Consider the following 25,186-nt stretch of genomic DNA (forward strand, 5'->3'; position numbering starts at 1 on the left):
GGCCGGCCCCCCGCTCACCCCGCCCGCCGCCGCGCGGCGGCAACCCGAACAGCGAGACCCACCGCATGCCCACCCTCTCCCACGACGGCCGGGAACTCTCCTACGACGACCAGGGCACCGGCGACCCCGTCGTCCTCGTGATGGGCGCCGGGGCCTCCCGCCGCACCTGGCACCTGCACCAGGTGCCCGCCCTGACCGCCGCCGGACACCGCGTCGTCACCCTCGACAACCGGGGCATGACCGGCGACGGACAGCCGCCCGGCACCCTCACCCTCGCCGCCATGGCCGGCGACGTGCTCGCCCTCGTCGACCACCTCGGCCTCGCCCCCTGCCGCCTCGTCGGCTTCTCCCTCGGCGCCACCATCGTCGCCGAGGCCCTGCTCGCCCGGCCCGGCGTCGCCCGCCAGGCCGTCTTCCTGGCCGGCTGCGCCCGGCCCGACGCCTTCAGCCGCGCCGTCACCCGCGCCGAGGCCGAACTCGCCCGCACCGGACTCGCCCTTCCCCCCGACGTGCACGCCGTCCACTCCGCCCTGCGCTACCTCTCGCCCGCCACCCTCCGCGACGAACGGGCCGTCACCGACTGGCTGGACCTCTTCCGGTTCGCCCCGCCACCGCCCGGCGCCGGCCACCTCCAGCGCCTCGCCCTGGAGGAACACGGCGACCGGCGGGACGCCTACCGCGCCATCCGCACCCCCGCCCTCTGCGTCGGCTACCGCGACGACGTCGCCATCCCGGCCGCCGCCACCCGGGAACTCGCCGCCTGCCTGCCCCACGCCCGCTACACCGAACTGGCCGACTGCGGACACTACGGCCACCTCGAACGCCCCGCCGAAGTCAACGCCGCCCTCCTGGACTTCTTCGCCGAGGACCGGGCATGACCTCCGGGGCCCGTGGCCGACCGCCCTCGGCCGGCCCGCGCACCCCGTGACCCCCCGGAGGACGCCGTGACCGACCCCCGTACCCCCGCGCCACCCGTCACCCTGCTCGACGTGCGCCTCGGCGCGGGCGGCCCGCCCAGCGACGTCCGCGTCGAGGACGGGCGCGTCATAGCCGTCCACCCGGCCGGAACGGCGCCCCGCGCCCCGGGCCCGCGCCTCGACCTCGACGGCCGCACCCTGCTGCCCGGACTCTGGGACCGCCACGTCCACATGGTCCAGTGGGCCGGCCTCCGCCGCCGCCTCGACCTCTCCGCCGCCGGCTCGGCCCGCGCCGCCGCCGGTGCCGCCGCCGTCCGCGCCGCCGGCCTGCCCCCGGGCGAACCGCTCGTCGGCTACGGCTTCCGCGACGGACTGTGGCCCGACACGCCCCACAAACGCCTGCTGGACGCCGTCGTACCGGACCGGCCCGCCCTGCTCATCGGCGCCGACCTGCACACCGCCTGGCTCAACTCGCCCGCCCTCGCCGCCGCCGGACACGGCGACCACCCCACCGGCCTGCTCCGCGAGGACGCCTGCATGCGGGCCATCGCCGAGGTCACCCGGACCACCCCCGAGACGACCGACCGCTGGGTCGACGAAGCCTGCCGGGCCGCCGCCGCCCGCGGCGTCACCGGCGTCGTCGACTTCGAGTACGCCGACAACGTCACCGACTGGACCCGCCGCGCCGCCGCCCGGCCCGTCCCGCTCCGCGTCGCCGCCGCCGTCTGGCCCCGCGACCTCGACGCCGTGCTCGCCCGCGGACTGCGCACCGGGACCCCGCTGCCCGCCGGGGACGGCCTGGTGCAGGTCGGCCCGCTCAAGGTGCTCTCCGACGGCTCCCTCAACACCCGTACCGCGCTCTGCCACGACCCCTATCCGGGCCTCGACCCCGCGGACCCCGCCTCCCACGGTCTGGAGGAGGTGCCCCTCGCCGACCTCGTCGCGCTGCTGCGCCGCGCCGCCGCCCACGGCCTCGTCCCCGCCGTGCACGCCATCGGGGACCGCGCCAACGAGGCCGCCCTGGACGCCTTCGAGGCGGTCCGCTGCCCCGGCCGGATCGAACACGGCCAGTTGCTCGCCGCCAAGGACGTGCCGCGCTTCGCGGAACTCGGCGTCACCGTCGGCGTCCAGCCCACCCACGCCGTGGACGACCGGGACATCGCCGACCGGCACTGGGCCGGCCGCACCCACCGGGCCTACGCCTTCGCCGACCTGCTCGCCGCCGGGGCCGAGCTGGAACTCGGCTCCGACGCCCCCGTCGCCCCGCTCGACCCCTGGCTGACCATCGCCTCGGCCGTCACCCGGACCGGCGACGGACGCCCGCCCTGGCACCCCGAGCAGCGCATCCCCGTCCGGGCGGCGCTCACCGCCTCCTGCCGCGGCCGGCGCCTGGTCCGCGTCGGGGACCCGGCCGACCTGGTCGTCACCGACGCCGACCCGCTCACCGCGGACCCGGACACCCTGCGCGCCATGCCGGTGCACGCCACGATGGTCGCCGGTACCTGGACCCACCCCCCGTCCTGAACGGCGACCGGGCCGGCCGGCCGTGCGGGCGCACGACTCGGCCGGCCCGGCGCCGGGCTCAGCCCAGCGGCTTGACGCGGATGTCGCGGAACCGCACCTTGTTCCCGTGGTCCTGCAACCGGATCGCCCCGGCCATGGGCGTCTCGGCCCGGCCCGAGGCGGTGGGCCCGTCGAGCACCACGTCGTCGTGGACCGTGACGCCGTTCCACACCACGCTCACCCGGGCGTCGGCCGTCTTGCGGCCGTCGGCACCGTAACGGGCGGACCGGAAGACCACGTCGTACGTCTGCCAGGTCTCCGGCGCCCGCGCCGCGTTCACGTCCGCCGCCTTCTTCAGGTACAGCGCCCCGGCCCCGTCGAGCGCCGGGGCGGGGGCGCCGTGGGAGTCGAGGATCTGCAACTCGTAGCGGTCCTGGAGGAAGACGCCGCTGTTGCCCCGGTCCTGCCCGGTCACCTCCGGCGGCAGCAGCGGCACCCGGAACTCCAGGTGCAGCGCGAAGTCCTGGTAGGCGTCCTTGGTGCGGATGTCGCCGCAGCACACCTCCATGGACCGCTCCTCGGCGGCCGGCCAGGCGAGCGGCCGGCCGTCCGTGTGCTGCCACTGCTCCCGCGAGGCGTCCGATCCGTCGAAGAGGACCGTCTCGGCGCCCTGCGGGCGGACGGTGATCAGGTCGAGGTTGACGTGGCCGGTGTCACCGGGGTCGTACCGGTAGGAGAGCGTGTTGGCGCCCGCCCGGAGCGTCACCCGCTCGGTCCGCGTCGACCAGGTGTCCCAGTCGCCGGTGGAGGGCAGTTCCGTCTGGCGCACCTTCTTCCCGTTGGCGTACAGGGACAGGGACTTGGTGCCCTGGAAGGGGTTCGGCCCGTTGGAGTAGCGCAGGTTCACGTCGTAGGAGCCGGCCCGGGGCACCGTCACGTCGAACGTGGTGGCGCCCTTGCCCTCGGTGGAGTAGCGGTCCACGAAACCGCTGCCGGAGTAGCCGGAGTGGTCGGTGTTGACGCCGGCGGTCCCGGTCAGCCGGGCCTCCTCCGCCTCGTAGAGCGGGCCGGGCTGCGGCTGGGTGCCGGGCACGGCGTTCAGCGTGTACCAGGCTTCGGTGCTCCACAGGCTCTCGCCGGAGGCCGAGGCGAAGGGGCGCGGCGAGCGCAGGTGCACGACCCGGCCCGGCTTCAGCCCGTCCAGCAGCACCCGGACGGTGCGGCCGTCCTTGGCGAGCGTCGCCGACCGTACGGCCAGCGACTCCTGGGCGATCTTGGGGCCGCCGTAGGACGCGGTCGGCGTGTACCGCCACTGCTCGGCGCGGTAGCGCTTGGCCAACTCCGCCGCCGTCTCGGCGGAGAGCGGCTGCGTGTACGTCAGGTCGAAGCCGCCGGAGACGGCCTTCATGCTCAGGATGTCGAAGGTGTCGCCGCCGTTGGGCGTGAGCTTCTGGAGCCCGAACCGCAGCTTGCCCTCCTGGCCCCAGTTGCCGTCGGCGCCCAGCCCGCCGGCGTAGACCGCGCCGTCGGGGCCCAGGGTGATCCGGTTGACGCCGGCCTCCAGGCCCTGGGTGTAGCGGAAGACGGCGCCCTGGTACTGGCCCTTGACCTTCTCCAGGTAGGCCCGCTGGAGGCCGCCGTAGGTGACGTCGCCGATCAGCATCTGTCCCGCGAACCGGCCCTTGGTCAGGTACAGCGGCGTGGAGGGCGAGTTGGCGATCTCGTTCTGCGGCAGCCACAGCACCGGCTCGGTGACGGGGGAGTCCTCGAACGGCCCGGCGGGCTCGGTGTAGTGGTTGAAGAAGCGGTCCTGCTTGATCTGGACCAGCTTGGACGAGGGGAGCCAGCCGCCCTGGTTGTCGGTGGCGAACAGGCCGCCCTCAGGCCCCCAGCCGATCCCGTTGGGCGTGCGCAGACCGCCCGCGATCGGACTGATCTTGCCCGTCCTTGCGTGCACCTTGTACGTGGTGCCGCGGCCCGGCGCGGGCTGCGGGACGGTGGTCGCGCCGCCCAGGTCGATGGCGACCGACAGGTTCACGTAGAAGTAGCCGTCGCGGTGGAGCAGCCCGAAGGCGAACTCGTGGAAGTTGCCGCCGTAGGGCCAGGTCGCCACCGTGCGGTACTCGTCCGTCACGCCGTCGCCGTCGCGGTCGACCAGGCGGGTCAGCTCGTGCTTCTGCGACACGTACAGCGAACCGTCGACGTACGCGATGCCCATCGGCTCGCGCAGCCCGCTCGCCACCTTCTTCACGGTGACCTTGTCCCGGCTGGTGGCGCCGGTGACGTGGTCGAGCAGGTACACCTCCCCGGCAACGTTGTCGCTGCCGCCCCACGTGGTGATCGCCAGGCGCCCGTCGGGCAGCCAGTCCATGCCGCTGACCTGCGGTTCGAAGCCCTGGGGGCGCAGGTCGGTGAGGGTGAGGTCGGGACGTACGGAGGTGAGCGGCAGACCGTCGCCGGGGGAGTCGCCGGACGCCTCGCACTCCTTGCGGCCCGGCGCGGTGACCCGGACGACCCCGGCGTCGGTGCTCAGCGCCTCGCGGGGCACGACGCTGAACTGGCTCTCGCCGGGCGGTTTCCAGGCGAGCTGGAGGCGTTCGTCGCCGTCGCGTTCGAAGTGGTCGATGCGCAGCGGGTGCGCTCCGGCGGTGAGGTGGACGGTGCCGTCCTTCGGTTCGGCGCCGTGCAGTCCGTCGTGGTCGACGACGGTGCTGCCGTCCAGACGGAGCCGGGAGCCGTCGTCGCTGGTGAGACGGAAGGTGTACGAGCCCTCGCTGGGCGCGACGAGGTAACCGGTCGCCTCGCTCACGAAGTTGGCGGAGAAGCCGCCGAAGTCGGCGGGGGTGGACCAGTCGACCGTCGGCATCAGCCGGTCGTGGTTGGGGGTCTGGCCCGGCTTGAGCGTGCACAGGGCGCTCAGCGGGGTCTGCATGTCGTACACGCGCAGGGTGACGCCGGGCTCCTGCGGCGGGAGGTCGGCGAAGGCGGGCGAGGGGGCGGCGGAGGCGGTCGAGGGGGCGGCGGAGGCGGCGCCGGCGGCCGGGGCGGTCAGCGCGCCGCCCGCCAGGACGCCCGCCGTCAGCAGGGGTATGAGGAGTCTTCTGGAGCGGGGGAACAGACGGTGGGGCAAGGGTCCTCCTGGGATGGGGACCGGACCGTGCCGGATGTCGCTCCGGTCGTCCGCGGCTGGACTGCGGTTCCGCCGCCAAGGTAGGAGACTTCTGCTTGACATGTCCATACTTTGTCACCGGTGTGTGAAAAGTAGGCCGGGCCGCGCGGGAAGCCCTCCGCCGCCCCCGGGCACCGGAGTTGAGGGACCGCGGCGCCGGATGCCGGGAACCTCCCGGAATGAGGTCCGTCACAGCGCCTTCCGGCCCGGCGGCCCGCTCTGGTACACGTGGCGGTGACCGCCCGTTCCCCCGTGAAAGCACCGCCCCATGGACGACCGCTCCGGCCACCTGGCCTTCACCCTCGACCTCACCCTGGAGGAGGCCCGCCGCCGGGCCGAGGTGATCGCCGCGCTCGGCCCCGACTGGGACCCCGTCGCCGCCCTCCGCGCCGAGGAGGCCGCCCGGGACCTGCTCTACTCGGGGCTCGACGCCGACCAGGAGCGGACCTACGCGATGCTGGTCGAGGCCGGGGTGCTGCCGGGACGGGACACGGGCGATGCGGCTGCCCATTGACCCCCAGGCGGACCGCGCCCGCCGCGCCTGGGTGCCCTGCCCCGCCTGCGACGACGCCCGCGACTGCGTGAGCTGCGCCGAGCGGCGCAACTGCGCGGCGCACTGGCGCTACCTCATCGCCAACGAGGGGCCCACGGTCCACCTCCAGTGCCCCGGCTGCACCCACACCTGGGCCCTGGACACCCGGCCGGGCCGGCGCCGCCCAGGCGCCTGAGCGGCCCCGCGCGGCCCGGCCCCCGCGCTCAGCAGATCCGGGGCAACTGCTCGCCGAGCGGCAGGTCCACCACCCGGGTACCGCCCAGCCCGGTACGGGCCACCACCATCCCGGGGTGCTCCGGCACCGCCTCGCCGACCACCGCCGCCTCCGCCCCGAGCGGGTGGGCCCGCATCGCGGCCAGGACGGCGTCGGCGTGCTCCCGGGGCACGAACGCGACGAGCTTGCCCTCGTTCGCCACGTACATCGGGTCCAGGCCCAGCACGGCACAGGCGTTGGCCACCGGCTCCGGCACCGGCACCGCGCCCTCCCGGATCACCACGCCCGTCCCGGAGGCGGCGGCGATCTCGTTGAGCGAGGCCGCCAGCCCGCCCCGGGTCGGGTCCCGCAGCACGTGCAGGTCGGGCGTGACCGCCAGCATGTCCCGCACCAGTCCGCCCAGGGCCGCGCAGTCGCTCTCGATCTCGACGCCGAACCGCAGGTTCTCCCGCTCGCTCAGGATCGCCACGCCGTGGGCGCCGATGCTCCCGCTGACGATGACGACGTCGCCGGGGACCACCCGCTCGGGACGCAGGTCGACACCGTCCGGGATGAGCCCGATGCCCGAGGTGGTGAGGTAGACGCCGTCGCCGTGCCCGGACTCGACCACCTTCGTGTCGCCGGTCACCACCCGGACCCCGGCGGTGCGCGCGGCCTCGCCCAGCGCCGCGGCCACCCGGGAGACGGTGTCGATCTCGACGCCCTCCTCCAGGATCATCCCGCAGGACAGGAAGGCGGCCCGCGCCCCGCTCATCGCCAGGTCGTTGACGGTGCCGTTGACCGCGAGGTCCCCGATGCTGCCGCCGGGGAAGAAGAGGGGCCGCACCACGAAGGAGTCGGTGGAGAACGCGAGCCGCGCGCCGCCGAGTTCGACCGCCGCGGCGTCGGTCAGCGCACCGGGCCCGGCCTCGCCCAGCCCCGGCAGCACCACCTGCTCCAGCAGTTCGGCCGAGAGGGCGCCGCCCCCGCCGTGCCCCATCACCACACGCGGTCCGTCGCGCAGCGGGGCGGGGCAGGTCCAGGCCAGCATGTCCGGGCGTACGGAGGTCTCAGACAACGCCGCTGCCCTCCAGGCTCTGCGTGGCGTGGGCCGGGCCGGCGGCCGGGGTGGCAGACGGCGTGGCGGGGATTGCCGCCGGGGTGGCCTTCGCCGACGGGGCCGGCAGGTCGAGCCGCCGGTACAGGTAGTAGGCGGCGCACGCGCCCTCGCTGGAGACCATCGTCGCCCCGAACGGCGTGCGCGGGGTGCAGGCCGTGCCGAAGACCTCGCACTCGTGCGGCTTCAGCAGCCCCTGGAGCACCTCGCCGCTGCGGCACTCCGGCGGCTCCACGGTGGTGAGGTCCTCGACCCGGAAGCGGTACTCCGCGTCGAAGTCCCGGTAGCGCTCGGCCAGCCGCCAGCCGCTGTCGGGGATGACCCCGATACCGCGCCAGGCCCGGTCGCTCACCTCGAAGACGTCGTCGAGCATGGCCTGCGCCGCGGGGTTGCCCTCGGGCCGTACGACCCGAGGATAGGCGTTCTCCACCACGTGCTCGCCGCGCTCCAGTTGCCGCACGGTGCGCCGCACGCCCTCCAGGATGTCCAGCGGCTCGAACCCGGTGACCACGATGGGCACCCCGAACCGCTCGGCCAGCCCCGGGTACTCCCGCGTCCCCATCACGCTGCACACGTGCCCGGCGGCGAGGAAGCCCTGCACCCGGCAGTCCGGGGACTCCATGATCGCCTCGATCGCGGGCGGCACCCGCACGTGCGAGACGAGCAGGCTGAAGTTGGGGATGGACCGCTTGCGGGCCTGGTGCACCGTCATCGCGTTGGGCGGGGCGGTGGTCTCGAAGCCGATGCCGAAGAACACGACCTGCCGGTCCGGGTTCTCCTCCGCGATCCGCAGCGCGTCCAGCGGCGAGTACACCACCCGGACGTCACCGCCCGCGCCGCGCACCTGGAAGAGGTCGCGGCCGGTGCCCGGCACGCGCAGCATGTCGCCGAAGGAACAGAAGATCACCTCGGGCCGGGAGGCGATCTCCAGCGCCTTGTCGATCACCTCCAGCGGCGTCACACAGACCGGGCACCCCGGACCATGGATCAACTCGACCTCCTCGGGGAGGAGTTGGTCGATCCCGTGCCGGATGATGGTGTGCGTCTGCCCACCGCACACCTCCATCAGCGCCCACGGCCGGGTGACCGTGGCCCGGATCTCGTCCAGCAGCCGCGCCGCCAACTGCGGGTTCTGGAACTCGTCGCTGTACTTCACCGCAGCACCTCTCCCGTGGCCGAGCCCCGCGGCTCCGGCCCGCCGTCGGCCGCCTCCGCGGCGGCCTGCTCCCATGGGTCGCCGAACTCCTCCTGGAGCAGCCCCAGGTTCTCGAACAGGTCGAGCGTCCTGCGGGCCGACTCCTCGTCCAGCCGCTGGAGGGCGAAGCCGACGTGCACGATCGCGTACTCACCCACCCGCAGATCGGGCAGGTACTCCAGGCACACCTCCTTGACCACCCCGCCGAAGTCGACGGTGGCCATCCGTGTCCCGTCCTTCTCCTCGATCTCCAGCACTCTGCCGGGTACCGCCAGGCACATCGCTCGTCTCCTCACTTGTCGTACGCCGGGATCGCCGGGACCGCGCCCGTTTGGCCGGGGCCCTCCGGTGCGCGGGCGGCCACGACGGCCTGGCCGAGCGCCAGCCCGCCGTCGTTCGGCGGGACGGCGCGGTGGCGCAGCACGGTGAACCCGTCCGCCTCCAGACCGCGCAGGCAGGCCGAGGCCAGCAGCGTGTTGGCGAACACGCCGCCGGTCAGCGCCACCGTCGACAGGCCCGACGCCTCGCGGGCCCGCCGGCACACGCTCCGCACCAGTTCGGCCACGGCCAGGTGGAAGCGGACGGCGATCGACTCCGGGGCGACATGGCGCCGTACGTCCTCGGCGACCGCGGCCAGCAGCGGACCCGCGTCCGCCGTCAGCGGGGCGCCGTCGCCGAGCCGGAAGCGGTAGCGCGGGTCCGCGTCCGCGCCGCCGGCCCGCACCGCCGCCGCCTCCAGCGCGATCGCGGCCTGCGCCTCGTGACCCGCGTGGTGGCACAGGCCCGCCAGGGAGGAGACGGCGTCGAAGAGCCGGCCCATGCTGGAGGTGGGCGCGCAGTTCAGCCCGCGCTCCAACTGCGCCCGCAGCAACGGCAGTTCCCCGTCCGGGCAGGCGGCCACCGGGGGCAGGCCGGGGTCCGGGGCGATCCCGGCGGCGTACAGGTGGGCCAGCGCCATCCGGTACGGCCGGCGCACCGCCGCGTCCCCGCCGGGCAGCGGCACGTACGCCAGGTGCGCGAACCGCCGGAACCCGCCGTACCCCGCGAGCAGGAACTCCCCGCCCCACACCGCGCCGTCCTCCCCGTGCCCGGTGCCGTCGAAGGCGACCCCGATCACCCGGCCGCCGTCCGCCACCCCGTGCTCGGCGAGCAGGGCGGCCACGTGCGCGTGATGGTGCTGGACCCGCGCCAGCGGGCGGCCCGCGCGGTGCCGCCGCGCCCAGGCACCCGACCGGTACCCGGGGTGCGCGTCGGCGGCGAGCAGGCCCGGCCGTACCCCGGTGACGGACTCCAACTGCCCGACGGCGCGGCCGAACTGCACCTGTGTGGCCAGGTCGTCCATGTCCCCGACGTGGGCCGAGAGCCAGGCCCGGCCGCCCTCGGCGAGGCAGAAGGCGTTCTTCAGGTCCCCGCCCACCGCGAGGACCGGCCGCACCGGCACGGGCAGCGTGAGCGGCAGCGGCGCGTAACCGCGCGAGCGGCGCAGCACCAGCGGCTCGCCGTCCAGGACGCGGACCACCGAGTCGTCGCAGGGCACGTGGATCGGCCGGTCGTGCACCAGGAAGGCGTCGGCCAGCGCGGAGAGCCGCTCCAGCGCCTCGGCGTCGTCGGTCACGATGGGCTCGCCGGACAGGTTGCCGCTCGTCATCACCAGCAGCCGCGGCCCGCCCGCGTCCGTGGCCAGCAGCAGGTGGTGCACGGGGGTGTACGGCAGCATCACGCCGAGGTCCGGGGAGCCCGGCGCCACCGCCTCGGCCGGCACGGGGGCACCGGGCGTGGCCCGTACCCCGCCGCGGCGCCTGAGCAGCACCACGGGCCGCACCCGCCCCGTGAGCAGCTCCCGTTCCCGCTCGTCGAGGTACACCAGGTGCTCGACGTCCCGCAGCCCGGCCGCCATCAGCGCGAACGGCTTGTCGCCGCGGGCCTTGCGCCGGCGCAATTCCGCGACCGCGTCCTGCCGGGTGGCGTCGCAGGCGAGGTGGTAGCCGCCGAGGCCCTTGACCGCGAGGACGGCACCGGCGGCGAGCAGCGCCCGCGCCGCCGCCACCGGATCGCCGCCCGCGCCCGCCTCCCGCCCGTCCGCCGTGACGAGCCGCAGCCGCGGACCGCAGGACGGACAGGCGACCGGTTGCGCGTGGAAGCGGCGGTCGGCCGGGTCGTGGTACTCGCGGGCGCACTCCGGACAGAGCGGGAACCCCGCCATCGTGGTGTGCTCACGGTCGTAGGGCAGACCGGTGACGATGGTGAACCGCGGACCGCAGTGGGTGCAGGTGATGAACGGGTGGCCGTGGCGCCGGTCCCCGGGGTCGGCGAGTTCGGCCAGACAGGCGTCGCAGGTCGCGGTGTCGGGCGACACCAGTGTGCGCACCGGGCCGCCGCCGCGCGAGGCGACGATGGCGAAGCCGCTCTCCTCGGCGGGCGGCAGCTCGCTCGACTCCACCGACTCGACCACCGCGAGCGGCGGCGCCTCGGCGGCGAGCCTCGCCCGGAACCCCTCCACGTCCGCCGGCGTCCCCTGCACCTCGACGACCACGCCGTCACCGGTGTTGGTGACGTGCCCGGCGAGGCCCAGCCCGGTCGCCAGCCCGTACACGAACGGGCGGAAACCCACGCCCTGCACGACGCCCCGCACCACGACGCGGGCCCGGCGCACACCGGGCGCCGCCTCCCCGGGCGGGGCGGCGGTATCGGGGGCGGTGCTCACGCCCGCGCCATCACCGGGGCGTGCACGGCGTCCCCCTCGGCGGCCCGCAGCGCCCGGTCCACCAGGACCCCGGCGCCCTCCCCGGTGCGTACGGAGGTCAGCACCACCTCCACGCCCGGGTTGACGCGCTCCACGTGGGCGCGGAAGGCGTCCTCGTCGAACTCGGCCGGAGCGGCCAGGTCGGACTTGGTGACGATCACCAGATGGGCCAGGCCGAAGGCGGCCGGGTACTTGAGGGGCTTGTCCTCGCCCTCGGTGACGGAGGCGAGGACGACGCGCAGCGACTCGCCGAGGTCGTAGGAGGCGGGGCAGACGAGGTTGCCCACGTTCTCCACGAAGAGCAGCCGGGTCTCCTCCGGCAGCCAGTCGTGCAGGTGCCCGGCGAGCATGTCCGCCTCCAGGTGGCACAGCCCGTCGGTGAGCACCTGCTTGACCGGCACGCCCGAACGGGCCAGGCGGACCGCGTCGTTCTCGGTGGCGAGGTCCGCGGTGAGGGCGGCGACGGACGTCCCGCGCTCCCGGGCGAGGCGCAGCTCACGCTCCAGCAGGGCCGTCTTGCCGCTGCCGGGGCTGGACAGGAGGTTGACCACCGTGGTGCCCCGGGCGGTCAGTTCGGTGCGCAGGATGCGTGCCGCCATCGAGTTCTTGGCGAGCACGGCCTGCTTGAGGTCGACTGTGCGGCACATCGTCAGTTCTCCTCGCGGTGCGGGATGGGGGCGGGCGCGGGTGCGGGCGGCCGGGCCCAGCGCACCTCGGTGATGGTCAGTTCCCGGCCCGCCGGCAGTGCGGTGGCGGCCGAGCGGCACCCGGGACAGGTCAGGTCCGGGGGCATGCCCGTCGCCCACTCCCGGCCGCACGGCGTACAGGAGGCCCGGCCGGGTACCGCCCGGACCAGCAGTTCGGCGCCGTCCAGCAGCGTTCCGGCACAGACCAGTTCGAAGCAGAAGTGGAGGGAGTCCGGGACCACGCCGGCCAGTTCGCCGATGTCGAGTCGGACCCGCTCGACACCGGTGGCGCCGTGGGCCCGCGCGGCCTGCTCGACCTGGTCGGCCACGGACAGGGCGACGGACATCTCGTGCATCGCCTCTCCGTCCTCGGGCCGGTGCGGTCCCGGCCATTACAGGGGGCGCGGCGGCACCGCGCCGACCGGCACGCCGGTACGGCGCGGGCGCGTACCCCGTTCGGTCGCCGCGGTGCCGCCGGGCCTCGCCGACGCCGGGTCACATGCGGCGGATGCGCAGGTAACGCAGCAGGTCCGGCCAGACGTTGGCGGCGATCAGGGCGATCCCGGTGGCGGTGGCGGCGGCAGCGGCCCCGCCGATCAGACGTCTCTTCATGGCGCCTCTCCGTGGAGGGTGGTTCGCCGTACGGATCGGAACGTCCGTACGGGCGGGTCGGAAGGGAGGGCGGCGGGGTCGCGGACGAGGTCGGCGGCCATGCCCGCCGCGTGCGGGACCGCCGCCGCGACCGGCGGGCTCAGCCCGATGCCCTCGTCGAGGGTCTGCGGCTCGCAGCCCACCACCAGGACGCGCCGCGGGGGCGTCGCCCCGGTCCCGGTACAGAGCGTGTGCAGCAGGGCCAGCACCGCGTCCGGGGACATGCCGTGGCCGTCCAGGGCGGCCCCGGCGGGCGCCGGCCGGCCGGTGTCCGAGGCGGCGTCGATCAGGTAGAGGGTGCCCGGTTCGCCGCCCCGGGCCGTCGCGTCGACGAGGACCAGGGTGTCGTACCCGTCGAGCAGCCGGTAGGCGAGGTGGACGCCGCGGATGCCGATGTCGGCCACCTCGACGCCCTCGGGCAGCTCCGTACCGGCCAGGTGCCGGGCGACCTCGACGCCGAAACCGTCGTCGCCGAGGAACACGTTGCCGACCCCGGCGATCAGGGTCCGCGGCCGGGTGGCCGGCCCCGCGCTCACGGCGCCTCCCCGGCGGCGCCGGTCGCCTCGGCGGGCCGGTCCGCCAGGGCGCACACCTCGACCTCGTCGGGCTGGAAGTAGAGGAACCGGCCCTGTTCGCGCCGGATGTCGGCGCCCGGGTCGTCGTCGACGGTGACCGCGATGTGCACGCCCCCGTCCACGTCGTGCAGCACCGCCTCCACCAGCGCCCGCCGGCCCCGCAGGAAGAGGTCCTGGGCGTCGCTGCGCCGCAGTTGGGGCCGCAGCACGACCCGGCTGCCCGCGCGCACCGCCTGCCCGTCGACCAGGACGTGGTCGCGGGCCGGGTCCACCGAGGCGTCGGCGCCCGGGTCCCACCAGGGCACCTCGGGCCGCAGCGGACCTTGCGGACCGAAACCGGAGGCGGAGGCCGCCGGGCCCGCGCCGGGCTGCGCCGCGGCCCCGGGCAGCCCCGGGACGTCCGGCGCCCGCGGCACCCCGCCCTCGCGCAGCCCCCGGATCGCGCCGTGCAGCCGCTCCAGGACCTCCACCGGCATCGCCTCGGTCAGCTCGATCACCGCCGCCGCCCGATCGTCCGTGCCCCGGGCCTCCCGCTTCTCGTCCTCGGTGAGGGCGGCCGTGCGCAGCGCCAGGATCTCGTCGATCTCCGTGGCGTCGTACAGCGCGCCGGGGCTCTCCGGAGCGATCGCCGGATGGTCCTCCAGGATGATCGGCGAGGAGAGCACCAGATCGCGGGCGCCCGGCTCGCCCGCCAGCACCGGCCAGGTGTGCAGGTTGCGGCAGGCGGCGACGGCACCCCGCGCCCACTCGGGCGGGTCGGTCGGCGACAGGAAACCCCCGGCGCTCAGGCACAGCAGCGTGTGCGTGGCCACCAGCGACCTCGGCAGCGCCGCGTCCCGCGCCGCCCCGTCACCGGCCACCCATCCGGAGGTGTTCTCCACCACCACGCGGAGCCGCTGCGTGGCGTACGGGCCGTCCAACGGATGGGCCGACAGGCGCAGTACGCCGCCGACCTCCTCGCGGCGCCGCAGCAGCCGGCCCACCACCCGGCCGTCCTCGTCGGTCACCGGCTCGCTCTCCTCGCCGGCCGGGCGGCCGAACGGGACGACGATGCCCTCGCCCCGGAGCGCGTCCACCGGGACGGTGACCCGCACCCGCTCCTCGTGCCCCTCGTCCCAGGGCACCAGCACCCGGTCCGCCAGGGCCAGTTCGTCCACGGTGGTGAAGCCGCCGTCCGGCAGCGCCCGTTGCACGGTGCGCCGCCGCGCGTGCAGGAAGCGCACCTCGACGGCGAGCGTCGCGCCCCGGCGCGGCTCCATCAGCAACTCGGTGTGCTGGAAGTCATGTTCCGACTCGGCCGCCGCCCAGGACGGCGGCACCAGCACCCCGAACTGCCAGCGCAGCCGGTTCTTCGCCGCCGACGCCCGGTACGGGTAGAGCACGTACCCCTCGAAGAGCACGGCGTCGGCGACCTCGCGGGCGGCCGACAGCCGGGCCTCGGTCGCGGCGGTGAAGGTCGTCGCGGTCACGGTGTCCTCTCCCCGGCAGAGTCCAGCAGTTCCCCGACGGCCGCCTCCCACGAGGGCAGCGCCCGCCGCGAGCGGTAGGCGAGCAGCGCGTCCATCGCGTCCCGGGGCAGCCTGATCCAGCCCTGGCCCGGGAAGTGCTGCTCGACCATCTCCCGCCACGTCGACACCGGCATCCGGCAGACCGCCTCCCGGTCCCACGGCACGGGCTCCACGTGGAAGCCGCCCGCCCCGGTGAAGGCGGTACCAGAGAACAGCATCAGCAGCGGCACCTCGCCCTCCGCCAGGGCGTGGAAGTACCGGGTGGAGGCGACGTCCATGTCGTACGTACAGCCCACGGTCACCTCCGCCTCCGTCTCCCCGGTGAACCCCCGCACCATCAACGGCACATGGGCGAACTGCACCGGGTTGAGGCTGCTGCCCCAGCGGGACCGTTCACCGAACAGGTCGGCCAGGGCCGCCGCCTCGGCGTCGTCGTAGCCCCGGCGGGCGGGCTCGATACGGATCTGGCAGCGCAGCGCCAGCGCGTGCACCCGCACCCCGGGGGAGGCCGTGATCCGCAGCCCGAAGACCAGCGTCGGCCCCGCGGCGTACGGATCGGCGCGCACCCCGGTGCAGGTGAAGGCGAACTCGGTCACGGCCGGCCCCCTCGGTGGTCGCGGGCCCGTTCGCGCACCCGGGCGAAGAAGGCGTCCAGGTCCGCGCGGGCCTCGGCGCCCCCGTCGAACCCCTGCCAGCGCAGCCGCATCCGGCCCACCAGTTCGTAACAGACGTCGACCGGCACCAGGAAGCACTCCACGAGCCCCTCGTGCCGGCGCAGCAGCAGCGCCTCCACGTCGGGCGCGAGCAGCCCCGCCAGCGCGGACGCGTCCCGCACCGACTGCCAGGCCCCGGCGTCCGGTTCGCCCTCGGTGGCACCGGCCGGGCTCGGATAGAAGGCGACCGGGCGGCCCAGCGCCGAGTCGTGGAAGAAGAAGGCGACGCCGACCGGGATGCGCAGCCGCTCCCAGGTCACCCCGTCGATGCCGTGCCCGGGATCGCGCAGGTACCGGCCGGGCACCGCCCGGAACCGGCCCGCCGCCGCCTCCGGCCGCTCCAGCAGCGTCGCGCACGGAGCGCAGGCACAGGCCAGCGAGCGCCGCTCGGTGTCGACGAGGTGGCGGTGTCCCCCGGCGGCCACCGCCACCCCGCACAGCTCGCAGCGCTCCTCGCGCGGCGCCCGGGGCGCCGTGAACCGGGCCAGCCCGCGCGGGGCGGTGGGCGGCCCGGCCACGCGCGGGCTCACCACGCCGCGGGGGCCGGCGGCCGGCCGCACGTCCCGGACGCGGCCGGCGGGGCCGCGCCGATCTGGAGCAGGACCGGAGCCCCCGCCTCCTCCTCCAGCACCACCCGCGTGACCTCCGGCACCAGGCACGCCAGCGCGTCCCGCGCCGCCTGCTCGACCGCGGCGAGCGACCCGCCGCAGCCGCAGCCGCCCGAACCGGAGGTCCGCAGCCGCAGTTCGCCCGTGGCCGCGTCGAAACCGGCGTTCTCCACCGGCTGCCCCAGCCCGTCCAGGGCCCGCGCGATGCGCTCGGGCACCTCCTGCGGATGCAGCCCGTGCAGCACCAGGAGCCCGGCGACCAGCTCGTCGGAGAGCAGCGCCTCCCGGACCCCGCCGGCCCGCGCCCCGGGATCGCGGCCCAGCAGCTCCATCGTCCGGGCCAGCCCGGCGCCGTAGAACTCCATGAGCAGCCGCACCAGTTCCTCGGCCGCCTCGACCGCCGCCCGGTCCCCGGAGGCCGTCAGCCGGTCCAGGACCTCCTCGACCATCCGCCCGGCCCGCTCCGCGTCGGACCCGCTCCGCGCCCCGCTCATCCGGCCAGACCGCTCAGACCGGTGGGCACGTGCATCGACTTGACCGTCTTGCCGCCGCCCACGTACATGTGCACCCCGCACGGCAGACACGGGTCGAAGCTGCGCACCGCGCGCATGATGTCGATGCCCTTGAAGTTCTCCGGCGGGTTCTCCTCGAAGATCGGCGTGTTCTGCACCGCGTCCTCGTACGGGCCGGGGGTGCCGTAGCTGTCGCGGGTGGAGGCGTTCCACGGAGTCGGCGGATACGGATGGTAGTTGGCGATCTTCCCGTCCCGGATCACCATGTGGTGCGAGAGCACGCCGCGCACCGCCTCGGTGAAGCCGACCCCGATGGACTCCTGCGGCACCTCGAACTTCTCCCAGGTCTGGGTGCGCCCCGCCCGCACCTCCGCGAGGCCCTGCTCCGCGCAGTGCAGGGCGATGGCGGCGGCGTACGCCTGGAAGTAGGTGCGGGCCCGGTTGCGCTCCAGGGCGTTGCTCCACCGCGGGATCTTCCACTCGAAGGTGGTCTCCGGCTTGGTGAGGGTGCGCGGCAGGTTGATGACGACGCTGTGCCCGGTGGCCTTGACGTAGCCGACGTCGACCAGCCCGGACAGGGCGGTGGACCACAGGCGGGCGAGGGGGCCGCCGCCGGTGTCCAGCGGCAGGTGGTCCTTGCCGTCGAACCAGCGCGGCGACATCACCCAACTGTATTTGTCGTCGAAGTCCCGCTTCTGCGGCTGCGGGATGGTGTGCTGGTTCCACGGGTGGCGCGCGTCGACCGGGTTGCCGAGCGGGTCGTGGGTGACGAACCGCTCCTGCCCCGCCCAGTCCTCGTAGTACGAACTGCCCAGCAGGATGCGGATGCCGAGGTTGATCTCGGTGAGGTCGTTGGTGACCAGCTTGCCGTCGACGATCACGCCCGGGGTGACGAACATGCGCCGGCCCCAGTCGGACATGTTGGCGTAGGTGAAGTCGCAGTGCTCCGGGTCGTTGAGCGCGCCCCAGCAGCCGAGCAGCACCCGCCGGCGCCCGACCTCCTCGTACCCGGGCAGCGCCTCGTAGAAGAAGTCGAACAGGTCGTCGTGGAGCGGGACGACGCGCTTCATGAACTCCACGTAGCGCATGAGGCGGGACAGGTAGTCCGTGAAGAGCTGGACCGAGCCGATGGTGCCGACGCCGCCCGGGTACAGCGTGGAGGGGTGCACATGGCGCCCCTCCATCAGGCAGAACATCTCCCGCGTGTACCGGCTGACCTGGAGGGCCTCCCGGTAGAACTCGCCCTCCAGCGGGTTGAGCGAGCGCATGATGTCGGCGATCGTGCGGTAGCCGTGCTCGGCCGCGTGCGGGGCCTCGGTGCGCTCGGCCAGCTCCAGCACGCCCGGGTTGGTCTCGCGGACCATCTTCTCGCAGTAGTCGACCCCGACCAGGTTCTCCTGGAAGATGTTGTGGTCGAACATGTACTCCGCGGCCTCGCCGAGGTTGATGATCCACTCGCCGAGGTGGGGCGGCTTCACCCCGTACGCCATGTTCTGCGCGTACACCGAGCAGGTGGCGTGGTTGTCGCCGCAGATGCCGCAGATGCGGCTGGTGATGAAGTGCGCGTCACGCGGGTCCTTGCCCCGCATGAAGACGCTGTAGCCGCGGAAGACCGACGAGGTGCTGTAGCACTCGGCGACCCGCTTCTGCTTGAAGTCGATCTTCGTGTGGATGCCGAGGCTGCCCACGATCCGGGTGATCGGGTCCCACGCCATCTCCACCAGGCCGGTGTCGTCACCGGTCGTCGAGGTCGCCATGGTGTCTGTGCTGCCCTTCGGTCGGTCGGGTGGGTGCGCGGCACGTCGCGTCCGCGGGGCGGGGGAGCGGGGCGCGTCTCACCAGGGCGGCCGGTAGCCGGTGGTGATCTTCTCGCCCGTGTGCCGCCACTTCGGTTCCTTGTCCACGGTCCTGGCCGTGATGGTGCGCAGCCTGCGGATCACCGCCCCGTAGGCACCGCTAGCGGTGCTGGAGATCTTTCCGCCGGGGGGTTCGTCCATGAACGGCATGAACTTGTCGGGGAAGCCCGGCATGGTGCAGGCGATGCAGATGCCGCCCACGTTCGGACAGCCGCCGATCCCGTTCATCCAGCCGCGCTTGGGCACGTTGCACTTGACGACCGGACCCCAGCAGCCCAGCTTCACCAGGCACTTGGGGGAGTCGTACTCGGTGGCGAACTGGCCCTGCTCGTAGTAGCCCGCCCGGTCGCAGCCCTCGTGCACGGTGGCCCCGAAGAGCCAGGACGGGCGCAGCTTGTCGTCGAGCGGGATCATCGGCGCCGACCCCACCGCCTGGTAGAGCAGGTACGTGAGGGTCTCGGCGAAGTTGTCGGGCTGGATGGGGCAGCCCGGCACGCAGACGATCGGGATGCCCGCCTGCGAGGTCCAGTCCCAGCCCAGGTAGTCCGGCACGCCCATGGCGCCGGTCGGGTTCCCCGCCATGGCGTGGATGCCGCCGTAGGTGGCACAGGTGCCGATGGCCACCACGGCGAGGGCCTTCGGGGCGAGCCGGTCGATCCACTCGCTGGTCGTGATGGGCTGGCCGGTCTCCGGGTCGTCCCCGAACCCGCACCAGTAACCCTCCTGCTTGATGGACTCGTTGGGGATCGAGCCCTCGATCACCAGGACGAACGGGTCGATCTCGCCGCGCTCGCCCTTGAAGAACCACTCGATGAACGTGTCGGCGCCGCCGACCGGCCCGCACTCGAAGTCGATCAGCGGCCAGTGCACCGCGATCCTCGGCAGGCCGGGCAGTCCGCCCAGGGCGATCTCCTCGATGCTGGGCTGCATCGCGGCCGTCAGGGCGACCGAGTCGCCGTCGCAACTGAGTCCCGCGTTGATCCAGAGGATGTGGATCGGCTTCTCGTCGGTGCCGGGAGCCGCGGAGGTGTCCGGCTCCCCGCGCGTGGCCGGGGTTGCTGCGTTCATCGGTGCCTCCCGGGGAGGTGTGGTGGAGCCGGTGAGGCGGCTCCGGTCCCTGCTAAGAGTCGGGCAGCGCGGTGCTCGCCGCACCGGCGGCGGCCGTCGCGCCGGCGCCGGGTTCCTTGCGGGCGAAGGCCCGGCGCAGCGCGTGGTACGGCGCGTGGGGGTCGTAGAAAATCCTGCGCATGCGATCCAGCTCGCGCCCGCGTACCGCGGCCAGCGGGGTGACGGACTCGCGTCGCTCGATCTCCGCCTTCTTCGCCGCGAGGCGTTCCTGCGCCGCCCCGGACCCGGCCAGCCCTTCGGCCAGGCGGGTGACGTCCGCGGGGAAACGGCCGGGCGGGCAGGACACGACGCGGTCGACGAGCCCGATCTCCCGCGCCCGTACCGCCCCGACCGGAAGCGCCTCCCGGACGAGACGGTCCGCCGTCGCGTCGCCGACCCGGCGCGGCAGCGAGTACGTCCAGAACTCGGAGCCGTACAGGCCCATGTGCCGGTAGTGCGGGTTGAGCACCGAACCGGAACGGCACCAGACCTCGTCGGCCGCGAGCGCCAGCATCACGCCGCCGGCCGCCGCGTTGCCCCCGATCGCGGCGACCACGAGGCGGTCGGCGGTGGTCAGCACGGCCTCCACCAGGTCGTCCATCGCGTTGATGGCGGCCCAGGACTCGGCGGCCGGATCGGCGGCGGCCTCGATGACGCCGAGGTGGATGCCGTTGGAGAAGAAGTCACGGTCCCCGCCGAGCACCAGTACCGAGGTGGGCCGCTCGCACGCGGCCCGGTAGGCGGCCAGCAGCCGCCGGCAGTGGCCGGGGGACATCGCGCCGCCCGGGAAGCGGAACGACAGCACGCCGACCGGGCCCCGCTCCCGGTACCGGATGTCGCACCAGTCGGGGTCGTCCGCGCCGGGCAGTACGGGCGGCGGCAGATCGGGCAGCGGCGGCAGGTCCGCGCCCAGGGCGGTCACGGCGGGCAGCTTGCAGGCGCGCGGGGCGCCGGGGCCGGTGCGTTCGCGCAGCTCGGGCAGCCAGACCGCGCCGTCGGCGGTGGCCCGGCAGACCGCGCCGGCCCGGGTGGCGAGCAGGTCGCCGGGGCGTCCGCGCAGCCGGTGCTCGGGATGGCCGCCGTGCAGGTACCACTCGCGGCCCAGCAGCCGGTCCAGGACACCGGGCTGGGAGTCGGCGGCGCGCAGGGTGCGCAGCACCTTCCCGGTGGCGTCGGCCGCCCAGTCGATACGCCGGGCCGCCTGCCGCATCACCGGCCGGGTCCGGGCGCCCGGCACGGCCGCCAGGGTGCTCTGGTCGTCGGGCACGTGGGTGCCGGAGGCGAAGCGGGCGACCGCGCTCAGCACCGCCTCCAGGGCCGCGTCGGAGACCTCGTTGCGGTAGGCGTCGCTCTTGCCCGTCCGGGGCAGCCGGCACGCCGCCGTCGCCCAGACCGGACCCGCGTCCATCTCCTCCCGGGCCTCCAGGACGGTGACGCCCCACTGCGCGATGCCCTGCTGGATCGCCCAGTCCAGGGAGGAGGGCCCGCGGTCGCCGACCGGACCGGGGTGGACGATCAGGCAGGTCAGCCGCGTCCACACCTCCGGCGGCACCACCGTCCTCAGCATCGGGGCGATGACCAGGTCGGGCGCGTGCCGGTCCACCGCGTCGACCACGTCGGCCGGCCGGGGCGTGACCTCGGCCGCGACGGTGTGCCCGTGTTCGCGCAGTTCGGCGTGGACGCGCTGGGTGAGGCTGTTGAAGGCGCTGGCGATGAGCAGGATGCGCATGACGACCCTTCCGGGGGTGCTGCCGCCGCCGGCGGTGAGGCGACCGGCTGCCTGCGATGGTCCGGCATGCCGGTCGCCGGGCCGCGCCGCGAATCCCGCTCCTCACCCCTCGGGATGACGGTTCCCGCCACATGGTGGGCGCCCGTCGGAACCCCGCCGCCCCCACCCGGGGGACCCCGCCCCGGCGGACACCCGAGATGACCGCGCGGCCCGGGGGTGGGAAAATCGCAAGGGTACGGGGCACCGCCTCGCGCGTGCCCTCCTACGACGGACAGGTGGGCCGACATGGCCAGGGAACACAAGCCGTCGAAGCCGGTGCAAGGCCGCCCCGGCAGCCGTCACCAGGGGGCCGGACACCACGGCTGGTCCCCGGACGTCGACGAGACGCGGCAGCAGGACAATCCGAGCGCGCACCGGTCGTTCCACGCCGGGGAACACGCGCCGCCCAAGGGCCGGGGACGCGAACGCTCCCGGGAAGAGGACACGCCGGTCACCGGGGACCGGAGCGAGAGCCGCTCCCGGCGCGGTGAGCGGCGATCGGGCCGCCGGGAGGAAGGGATGCGGGACACCGGCCGCCGCGGCCGGTCCGGACGTCCCAGCGGCACCAAGGACGACTCCGCCTTCACCGGGGTGGACCCCGGACCCCCGGGCGACGAACAGCGTCCGGGCTGACCCGGGACGCCGACGACGTGACGCGCCGCCCGGCCGGACACCGGGCGGCGCGTCACGTCAGGGGCGCCGGGCCCTCCGCTCGGCCGGACCGGGGACCGTCCCCCGGCGCGGGTGACCGGGTCCGCGCCGGGACGTTGAGTCCGCACGCCGGGGGTGGCAGGGTACTGCGCCGTGCGGGCGCCCGGTCCCGCCCCGGGAGGAGCGAACCTGATGACGTACGGCTGCATCGCGTCGATGAAGACCAAGCCCGGCTTCCGCGACGAGGTGGCCTCCCTGCTCCTCGGCGCCGCCGACGGCCTGCGCGGGGCCGGCTGCGACCTCTACCTCGTGGGCCTCGCGGACGACGACGAGGTGACGATCTGGGTGACCGAGGTGTGGCGCTCCAAGGAGCACCACGACGCCTCGCTGACCCGCACCGACGCCAGGACCGCCATCGGCCGCGCCATGCCGATGCTGACGGGGGACTTCACCAAGCAGGAGCTGTCGGTCGCCGGCGGCCTCGGGCTCTGACCTCATCCGGCGCCCCAGTCCCACGTGTCGAAGTACGCGGCCACGCCGGTGCGCCGGGCGCCGGCGATCGCGCGGAGCCGGGCGAAGTCCCGCGCCGGCATCAGCGGCCGCCACTCCTCCATGCCGAGGACACGGACCTCGTCGTGCTCCTCGGGGTCCAGGGCGATGCCCCGGATCTGCTCCTCGTCGAGCCGGCCCCCGTCGAAGACCAGCCCCACCGTGCTGTACGGCCACTCGTCGCCGGGCAGCCCGTAGACCGCCGCCAGCAGCCGGGGCGGCCCGGCGACGGTGATGCCGGTCTCCTCCCGGCACTCGCGGACCGCCGTCTGCCAGGGCCGCTCGCCGGGCTCCATGGTGCCGCCGGGCGGCTGCCACGGGTGCGCCGGGCTGTAGACGGAGTGGAGTTGCAGGGGCCGGTCCCGTTCGTCGGTGAAGTAGACGCAGGCGAAGCCGGTGGCCTTCATCAGGGTCTCGGCGTACTCCTCGGGCGGCAGCCACCCGTTCCCCTTCCCTGTCCCCGGCCCCGGCCCCGGCCCCGGCCTCGGGCCCGGGGTCCCCGGCCCCTGTTCCTGTTCCGGTTCCGGGGAGGGGGGTCCGGCCGGGCGGGGGAGGGAGCCCGCGGGGAGCGGCCGGGCGCCCGTCACCGGCTCTCCTCGCGCCGGGGCCCGGCGCCGCGGCGCGGGGACGGGATGCCGTCGGCGGGCGGCGCGGTGAGCCCGTACTGCGCGGCCTGGGCCTCGAACATCTCGCGGTACAGCCCGCCGGTACGCGCCATGAGCTGGTCGTGGTCGCCCTCCTCGGCGATGGTCCCGCCGTCGATCACGTAGATGCGGTCGGCCTTCGCGGTCGCCGCGAGCCGGTGGGTGACGAGGACGACGGCGTGGTCCTCGGCGGCGAGGGCCCACAGCCCGTCGAACGCCTCGATCTCGGCGCGCGGATCGAGGGCGGAGGTGGGCTCGTCGACGAGGAAGAAGGGCGCGTCGCGGTAGCGGCTGCGGGCGTTGCCCAGCTTCTGCCACTGTCCGCCGCTGAGCTGGACGCCCCGCTCGTACCCCTTGAAGACGATCGAGTCCCAGGCGTGCGGCAGCCCTTCGACCAGGGTGCGCACGTCCGCCGCCTCGGCGGCGGCCTTGACCCGCTCCATGTCGCGGGGGCGTTCGCCGGCGCCGATGGCCACGTTGGTCGCGGCGGTCATCTCCCACTGCGGGAAGTCCTGGGAGAGCAGCCCGACGCAGCCGAACACCTGGGCGCGGTCGGCCTCCCGCAGCTCCACCCGCTCGCCGCCCGCCCCCTGCCACCACACCTGCCCCTCGGTCGGCAGCAGCAGTCCGGCCAGGACCTTGGTGAGGGTGGTCTTGCCCGAGCCGTTGGCGCCGACCAGGGCGGTCACCTCGCCGCGGCGCACCCTGAGGCTGACGCCCTTGAGGGAGGGGGAGGCGGCGCCGGGGTAGGTGAACGACACGTCCTCGACGACGACGGACCGCACCAGGGCGGGCAGGTCCCGTCCGGTCCGGGGGATGGCGTGCCGGGCCGCCACGTCGGTCGCGTTCTTCGTGTCGGTGAGGAACAGCATCTCCTCGTACAGCCGGTTTACCTGCTGGACCAGGGAGGTGAGCCGGGCGGTGGAGGTGCGGATCGCGATGACGGCCGTGCCGCCCACGGCGAGCGGGAGCCCGCCGGTGGTCAGCAGCCACCACAGCATCCCGTAGCAGCCGAGCGAGGCGATCCCGGAGAAGGCGCCGGCGACCAGGTCGGTGTGGGCCTGCGCCCGCGCGAGGCGGCGCTGCTCGCCCTCCATCTGGCGGGACATCTCCTCGTAGCCGCGCAGCAGTTTCGTCCCGGCCCCGTGCGCGCGGATCTCGCCGGCGGCGTGCGGGCGGGTGAGGTAGGCGAGCAGCGAGGCGACCGCGCGCCGGTGGTCGACCCAGTGCAGCCGCGAGGAGTACTCGCGGCGGGCGGAGCGGACCGCGCCCCAGCCCTTGGGCAGGGCGATGGTCAGCAGCATCGGCAGCAGGGTCCAGTGCAGGGTGGCCAGCACCACCGCCGCGGCGACCATGCCGATGAGGACGTTGCCCACGCCCACCGACAGCCGGAGCATGTGCCGCGCCGAGTCGGTGCCGAACTTCCCCGCCTCCAGGATGCGCTGGACCTCGGGGCGCTCGGTGGCGGCGACCTCGACGCGGGTGACGGCCTCGTGGTAGCGGGCGGAGATGGCCCGCTCCACCTGCGGTTCCAGCCGGCCGGACAGCGCCGTGGACCAGGCGGCCAGGACCGCCGCCGCCACCGACACGGCCGCCAGGACGGTCAGCGAGGGCAGCGCCTCTCGCAGCTTGTCGGCGGTGGGGCCGTCGGCGAAAAGCCGGGTGAGGATGCCGTTGACCGCGACCAGGCCCCAGGCCGCGGTGACGCCCTGTCCGATCTGCGCGAGCACGACCCCGGTGAGCGCCCGCGGGTCCGCCTCCCAGCCCGTGCGCAGCACCATGCCCGCCATACGGGGCAGGGCGGCGGCCATCTGCCCGAACCCCATCCGGGTCAGCGCGCCCGCGTGGTGCACGAAGGACTGGTCCCAGCGCAGCCGGCCCCCGTACAGCTCCTGTTCGGCCTCGGAGATGGTGCCCGACGGCTCCTGGCGCCTCCCCCGCGGCCTCACGGGCGGCACCGCCCCGACG

24 protein-coding genes are annotated in these 25,186 nt (G+C 74.7%); 6 read left to right on the top strand and 18 right to left on the bottom strand.

Going from position 1 to position 25,186, the window contains the following annotated elements; translation table 11 throughout:
• The first annotated feature begins 65 nt into the window (after nt 1-65).
• Nucleotides 66-878, top strand: coding sequence for an alpha/beta fold hydrolase (locus J5Y05_RS07900; protein ID WP_210869428.1), 813 nt, complete (start codon nt 66-68; stop codon nt 876-878).
• 66 nt (nt 879-944) lie between these two features.
• On the top strand, nt 945-2,441 hold the full coding sequence (locus J5Y05_RS07905) for an amidohydrolase (RefSeq protein WP_210869429.1): 1,497 nt from the start codon (nt 945-947) through the stop codon (nt 2,439-2,441).
• Nucleotides 2,442-2,499: 58 nt separating this feature from the next.
• Here J5Y05_RS07905 and J5Y05_RS07910 read toward each other — a convergent pair whose 3' ends face one another.
• Nucleotides 2,500-5,550, bottom strand: a complete 3,051-nt coding sequence (locus J5Y05_RS07910) for a 3-keto-alpha-glucoside-1,2-lyase-like domain-containing protein (protein WP_210869432.1) — start codon at nt 5,548-5,550, stop codon at nt 2,500-2,502.
• 307 nt (nt 5,551-5,857) lie between these two features.
• Here J5Y05_RS07910 and J5Y05_RS07915 point away from each other — a divergent pair, with 307 nt between their 5' ends.
• Complete coding sequence (locus tag J5Y05_RS07915) at nt 5,858-6,103, top strand: DUF6400 family protein (protein WP_210869434.1); 246 nt, start codon at nt 5,858-5,860, stop codon at nt 6,101-6,103.
• Nucleotides 6,087-6,317 carry a hypothetical protein gene (locus J5Y05_RS07920; protein ID WP_210869436.1) on the top strand — a complete coding sequence of 77 codons (231 nt, stop codon included), beginning with the start codon at nt 6,087-6,089 and terminating at the stop codon, nt 6,315-6,317. The genes J5Y05_RS07915 and J5Y05_RS07920 overlap by 17 nt, the downstream gene beginning before the upstream one ends.
• A 28-nt stretch (nt 6,318-6,345) precedes the next feature.
• Here J5Y05_RS07920 and hypE read toward each other — a convergent pair whose 3' ends face one another.
• From hypE to J5Y05_RS07990, 15 genes are all read right to left on the bottom strand, one after another.
• Nucleotides 6,346-7,386 (bottom strand): hydrogenase expression/formation protein HypE, encoded by a 1,041-nt coding sequence (gene hypE, locus J5Y05_RS07925; RefSeq protein ID WP_210869827.1) that lies wholly within the window; start codon nt 7,384-7,386, stop codon nt 6,346-6,348.
• Between the two features lie 19 nt (nt 7,387-7,405).
• Nucleotides 7,406-8,608 (bottom strand): hydrogenase formation protein HypD, encoded by a 1,203-nt coding sequence (gene hypD, locus J5Y05_RS07930; RefSeq protein ID WP_210869438.1) that lies wholly within the window; start codon nt 8,606-8,608, stop codon nt 7,406-7,408.
• Entirely contained in the window at nt 8,605-8,928 is a 324-nt protein-coding gene (locus tag J5Y05_RS07935) for a HypC/HybG/HupF family hydrogenase formation chaperone (protein ID WP_210869440.1), read from the bottom strand. The genes hypD and J5Y05_RS07935 overlap by 4 nt, the downstream gene beginning before the upstream one ends.
• An 11-nt stretch (nt 8,929-8,939) precedes the next feature.
• A complete protein-coding gene (gene hypF, locus J5Y05_RS07940) occupies nt 8,940-11,351 on the bottom strand; it encodes a carbamoyltransferase HypF (protein ID WP_307853759.1) in 2,412 nt (803 codons plus the stop codon).
• Complete coding sequence (gene hypB, locus J5Y05_RS07945) at nt 11,348-12,037, bottom strand: hydrogenase nickel incorporation protein HypB (protein ID WP_210869442.1); 690 nt, start codon at nt 12,035-12,037, stop codon at nt 11,348-11,350. Before hypB ends, hypF begins: the two co-directional genes overlap by 4 nt.
• 2 nt (nt 12,038-12,039) lie before the next feature.
• A complete protein-coding gene (gene hypA, locus J5Y05_RS07950) occupies nt 12,040-12,432 on the bottom strand; it encodes a hydrogenase maturation nickel metallochaperone HypA (protein ID WP_210869443.1) in 393 nt (130 codons plus the stop codon).
• A 139-nt stretch (nt 12,433-12,571) separates the two neighbouring features.
• A complete protein-coding gene (locus tag J5Y05_RS32590; protein ID WP_372450468.1) occupies nt 12,572-12,688 on the bottom strand; it encodes a DUF6893 family small protein in 117 nt (38 codons plus the stop codon).
• A complete protein-coding gene (locus J5Y05_RS07955) occupies nt 12,685-13,263 on the bottom strand; it encodes a hydrogenase maturation protease (RefSeq protein ID WP_210869445.1) in 579 nt (192 codons plus the stop codon). Before J5Y05_RS07955 ends, J5Y05_RS32590 begins: the two co-directional genes overlap by 4 nt.
• Complete coding sequence (locus tag J5Y05_RS07960; protein ID WP_210869447.1) at nt 13,260-14,771, bottom strand: hypothetical protein; 1,512 nt, start codon at nt 14,769-14,771, stop codon at nt 13,260-13,262. Before J5Y05_RS07960 ends, J5Y05_RS07955 begins: the two co-directional genes overlap by 4 nt.
• A complete protein-coding gene (locus tag J5Y05_RS07965) occupies nt 14,768-15,406 on the bottom strand; it encodes a DUF6084 family protein (protein ID WP_210869449.1) in 639 nt (212 codons plus the stop codon). The genes J5Y05_RS07960 and J5Y05_RS07965 overlap by 4 nt, the downstream gene beginning before the upstream one ends.
• Nucleotides 15,403-16,041, bottom strand: a complete 639-nt coding sequence (locus tag J5Y05_RS07970; protein ID WP_210869451.1) for a DUF5947 family protein — start codon at nt 16,039-16,041, stop codon at nt 15,403-15,405. The genes J5Y05_RS07965 and J5Y05_RS07970 overlap by 4 nt, the downstream gene beginning before the upstream one ends.
• An 8-nt stretch (nt 16,042-16,049) precedes the next feature.
• The gene (locus J5Y05_RS07975; protein ID WP_210869452.1) at nt 16,050-16,625 is read right to left on the bottom strand and encodes a NifU-related iron-sulfur-binding protein; all 576 of its coding nucleotides are present in this window, start codon (nt 16,623-16,625) and stop codon (nt 16,050-16,052) included.
• Nucleotides 16,622-18,400, bottom strand: coding sequence for a nickel-dependent hydrogenase large subunit (locus J5Y05_RS07980; protein WP_210869454.1), 1,779 nt, complete (start codon nt 18,398-18,400; stop codon nt 16,622-16,624). Before J5Y05_RS07980 ends, J5Y05_RS07975 begins: the two co-directional genes overlap by 4 nt.
• A 78-nt stretch (nt 18,401-18,478) precedes the next feature.
• Entirely contained in the window at nt 18,479-19,567 is a 1,089-nt protein-coding gene (locus J5Y05_RS07985; protein WP_210869457.1) for an NADH-quinone oxidoreductase subunit B family protein, read from the bottom strand.
• A 52-nt stretch (nt 19,568-19,619) separates the two neighbouring features.
• Complete coding sequence (locus J5Y05_RS07990) at nt 19,620-21,335, bottom strand: hydrogenase maturation protein (protein ID WP_210869459.1); 1,716 nt, start codon at nt 21,333-21,335, stop codon at nt 19,620-19,622.
• 285 nt (nt 21,336-21,620) lie between these two features.
• Here J5Y05_RS07990 and J5Y05_RS07995 point away from each other — a divergent pair, with 285 nt between their 5' ends.
• The gene (locus J5Y05_RS07995) at nt 21,621-22,007 is read left to right on the top strand and encodes a hypothetical protein (protein ID WP_210869461.1); all 387 of its coding nucleotides are present in this window, start codon (nt 21,621-21,623) and stop codon (nt 22,005-22,007) included.
• 210 nt (nt 22,008-22,217) lie between these two features.
• Complete coding sequence (locus J5Y05_RS08000) at nt 22,218-22,517, top strand: putative quinol monooxygenase (protein ID WP_210869463.1); 300 nt, start codon at nt 22,218-22,220, stop codon at nt 22,515-22,517.
• Nucleotides 22,518-22,519: 2 nt separating this feature from the next.
• Here the strand turns inward: J5Y05_RS08000 and J5Y05_RS08005 are convergent, their stop codons facing one another.
• Together J5Y05_RS08005 and J5Y05_RS08010 are read right to left on the bottom strand one after the other, a co-directional pair.
• A complete protein-coding gene (locus tag J5Y05_RS08005; RefSeq protein WP_210869465.1) occupies nt 22,520-22,981 on the bottom strand; it encodes an NUDIX domain-containing protein in 462 nt (153 codons plus the stop codon).
• A 176-nt stretch (nt 22,982-23,157) separates the two neighbouring features.
• The gene (locus tag J5Y05_RS08010; protein WP_210869831.1) at nt 23,158-25,044 is read right to left on the bottom strand and encodes an ATP-binding cassette domain-containing protein; all 1,887 of its coding nucleotides are present in this window, start codon (nt 25,042-25,044) and stop codon (nt 23,158-23,160) included.
• Nucleotides 25,045-25,186 lie beyond the last annotated feature (142 nt).

The organism is Streptomyces tagetis (assembly GCF_018069565.1).
In the GTDB taxonomy this organism is placed as follows: domain Bacteria; phylum Actinomycetota; class Actinomycetes; order Streptomycetales; family Streptomycetaceae; genus Streptomyces; species Streptomyces tagetis.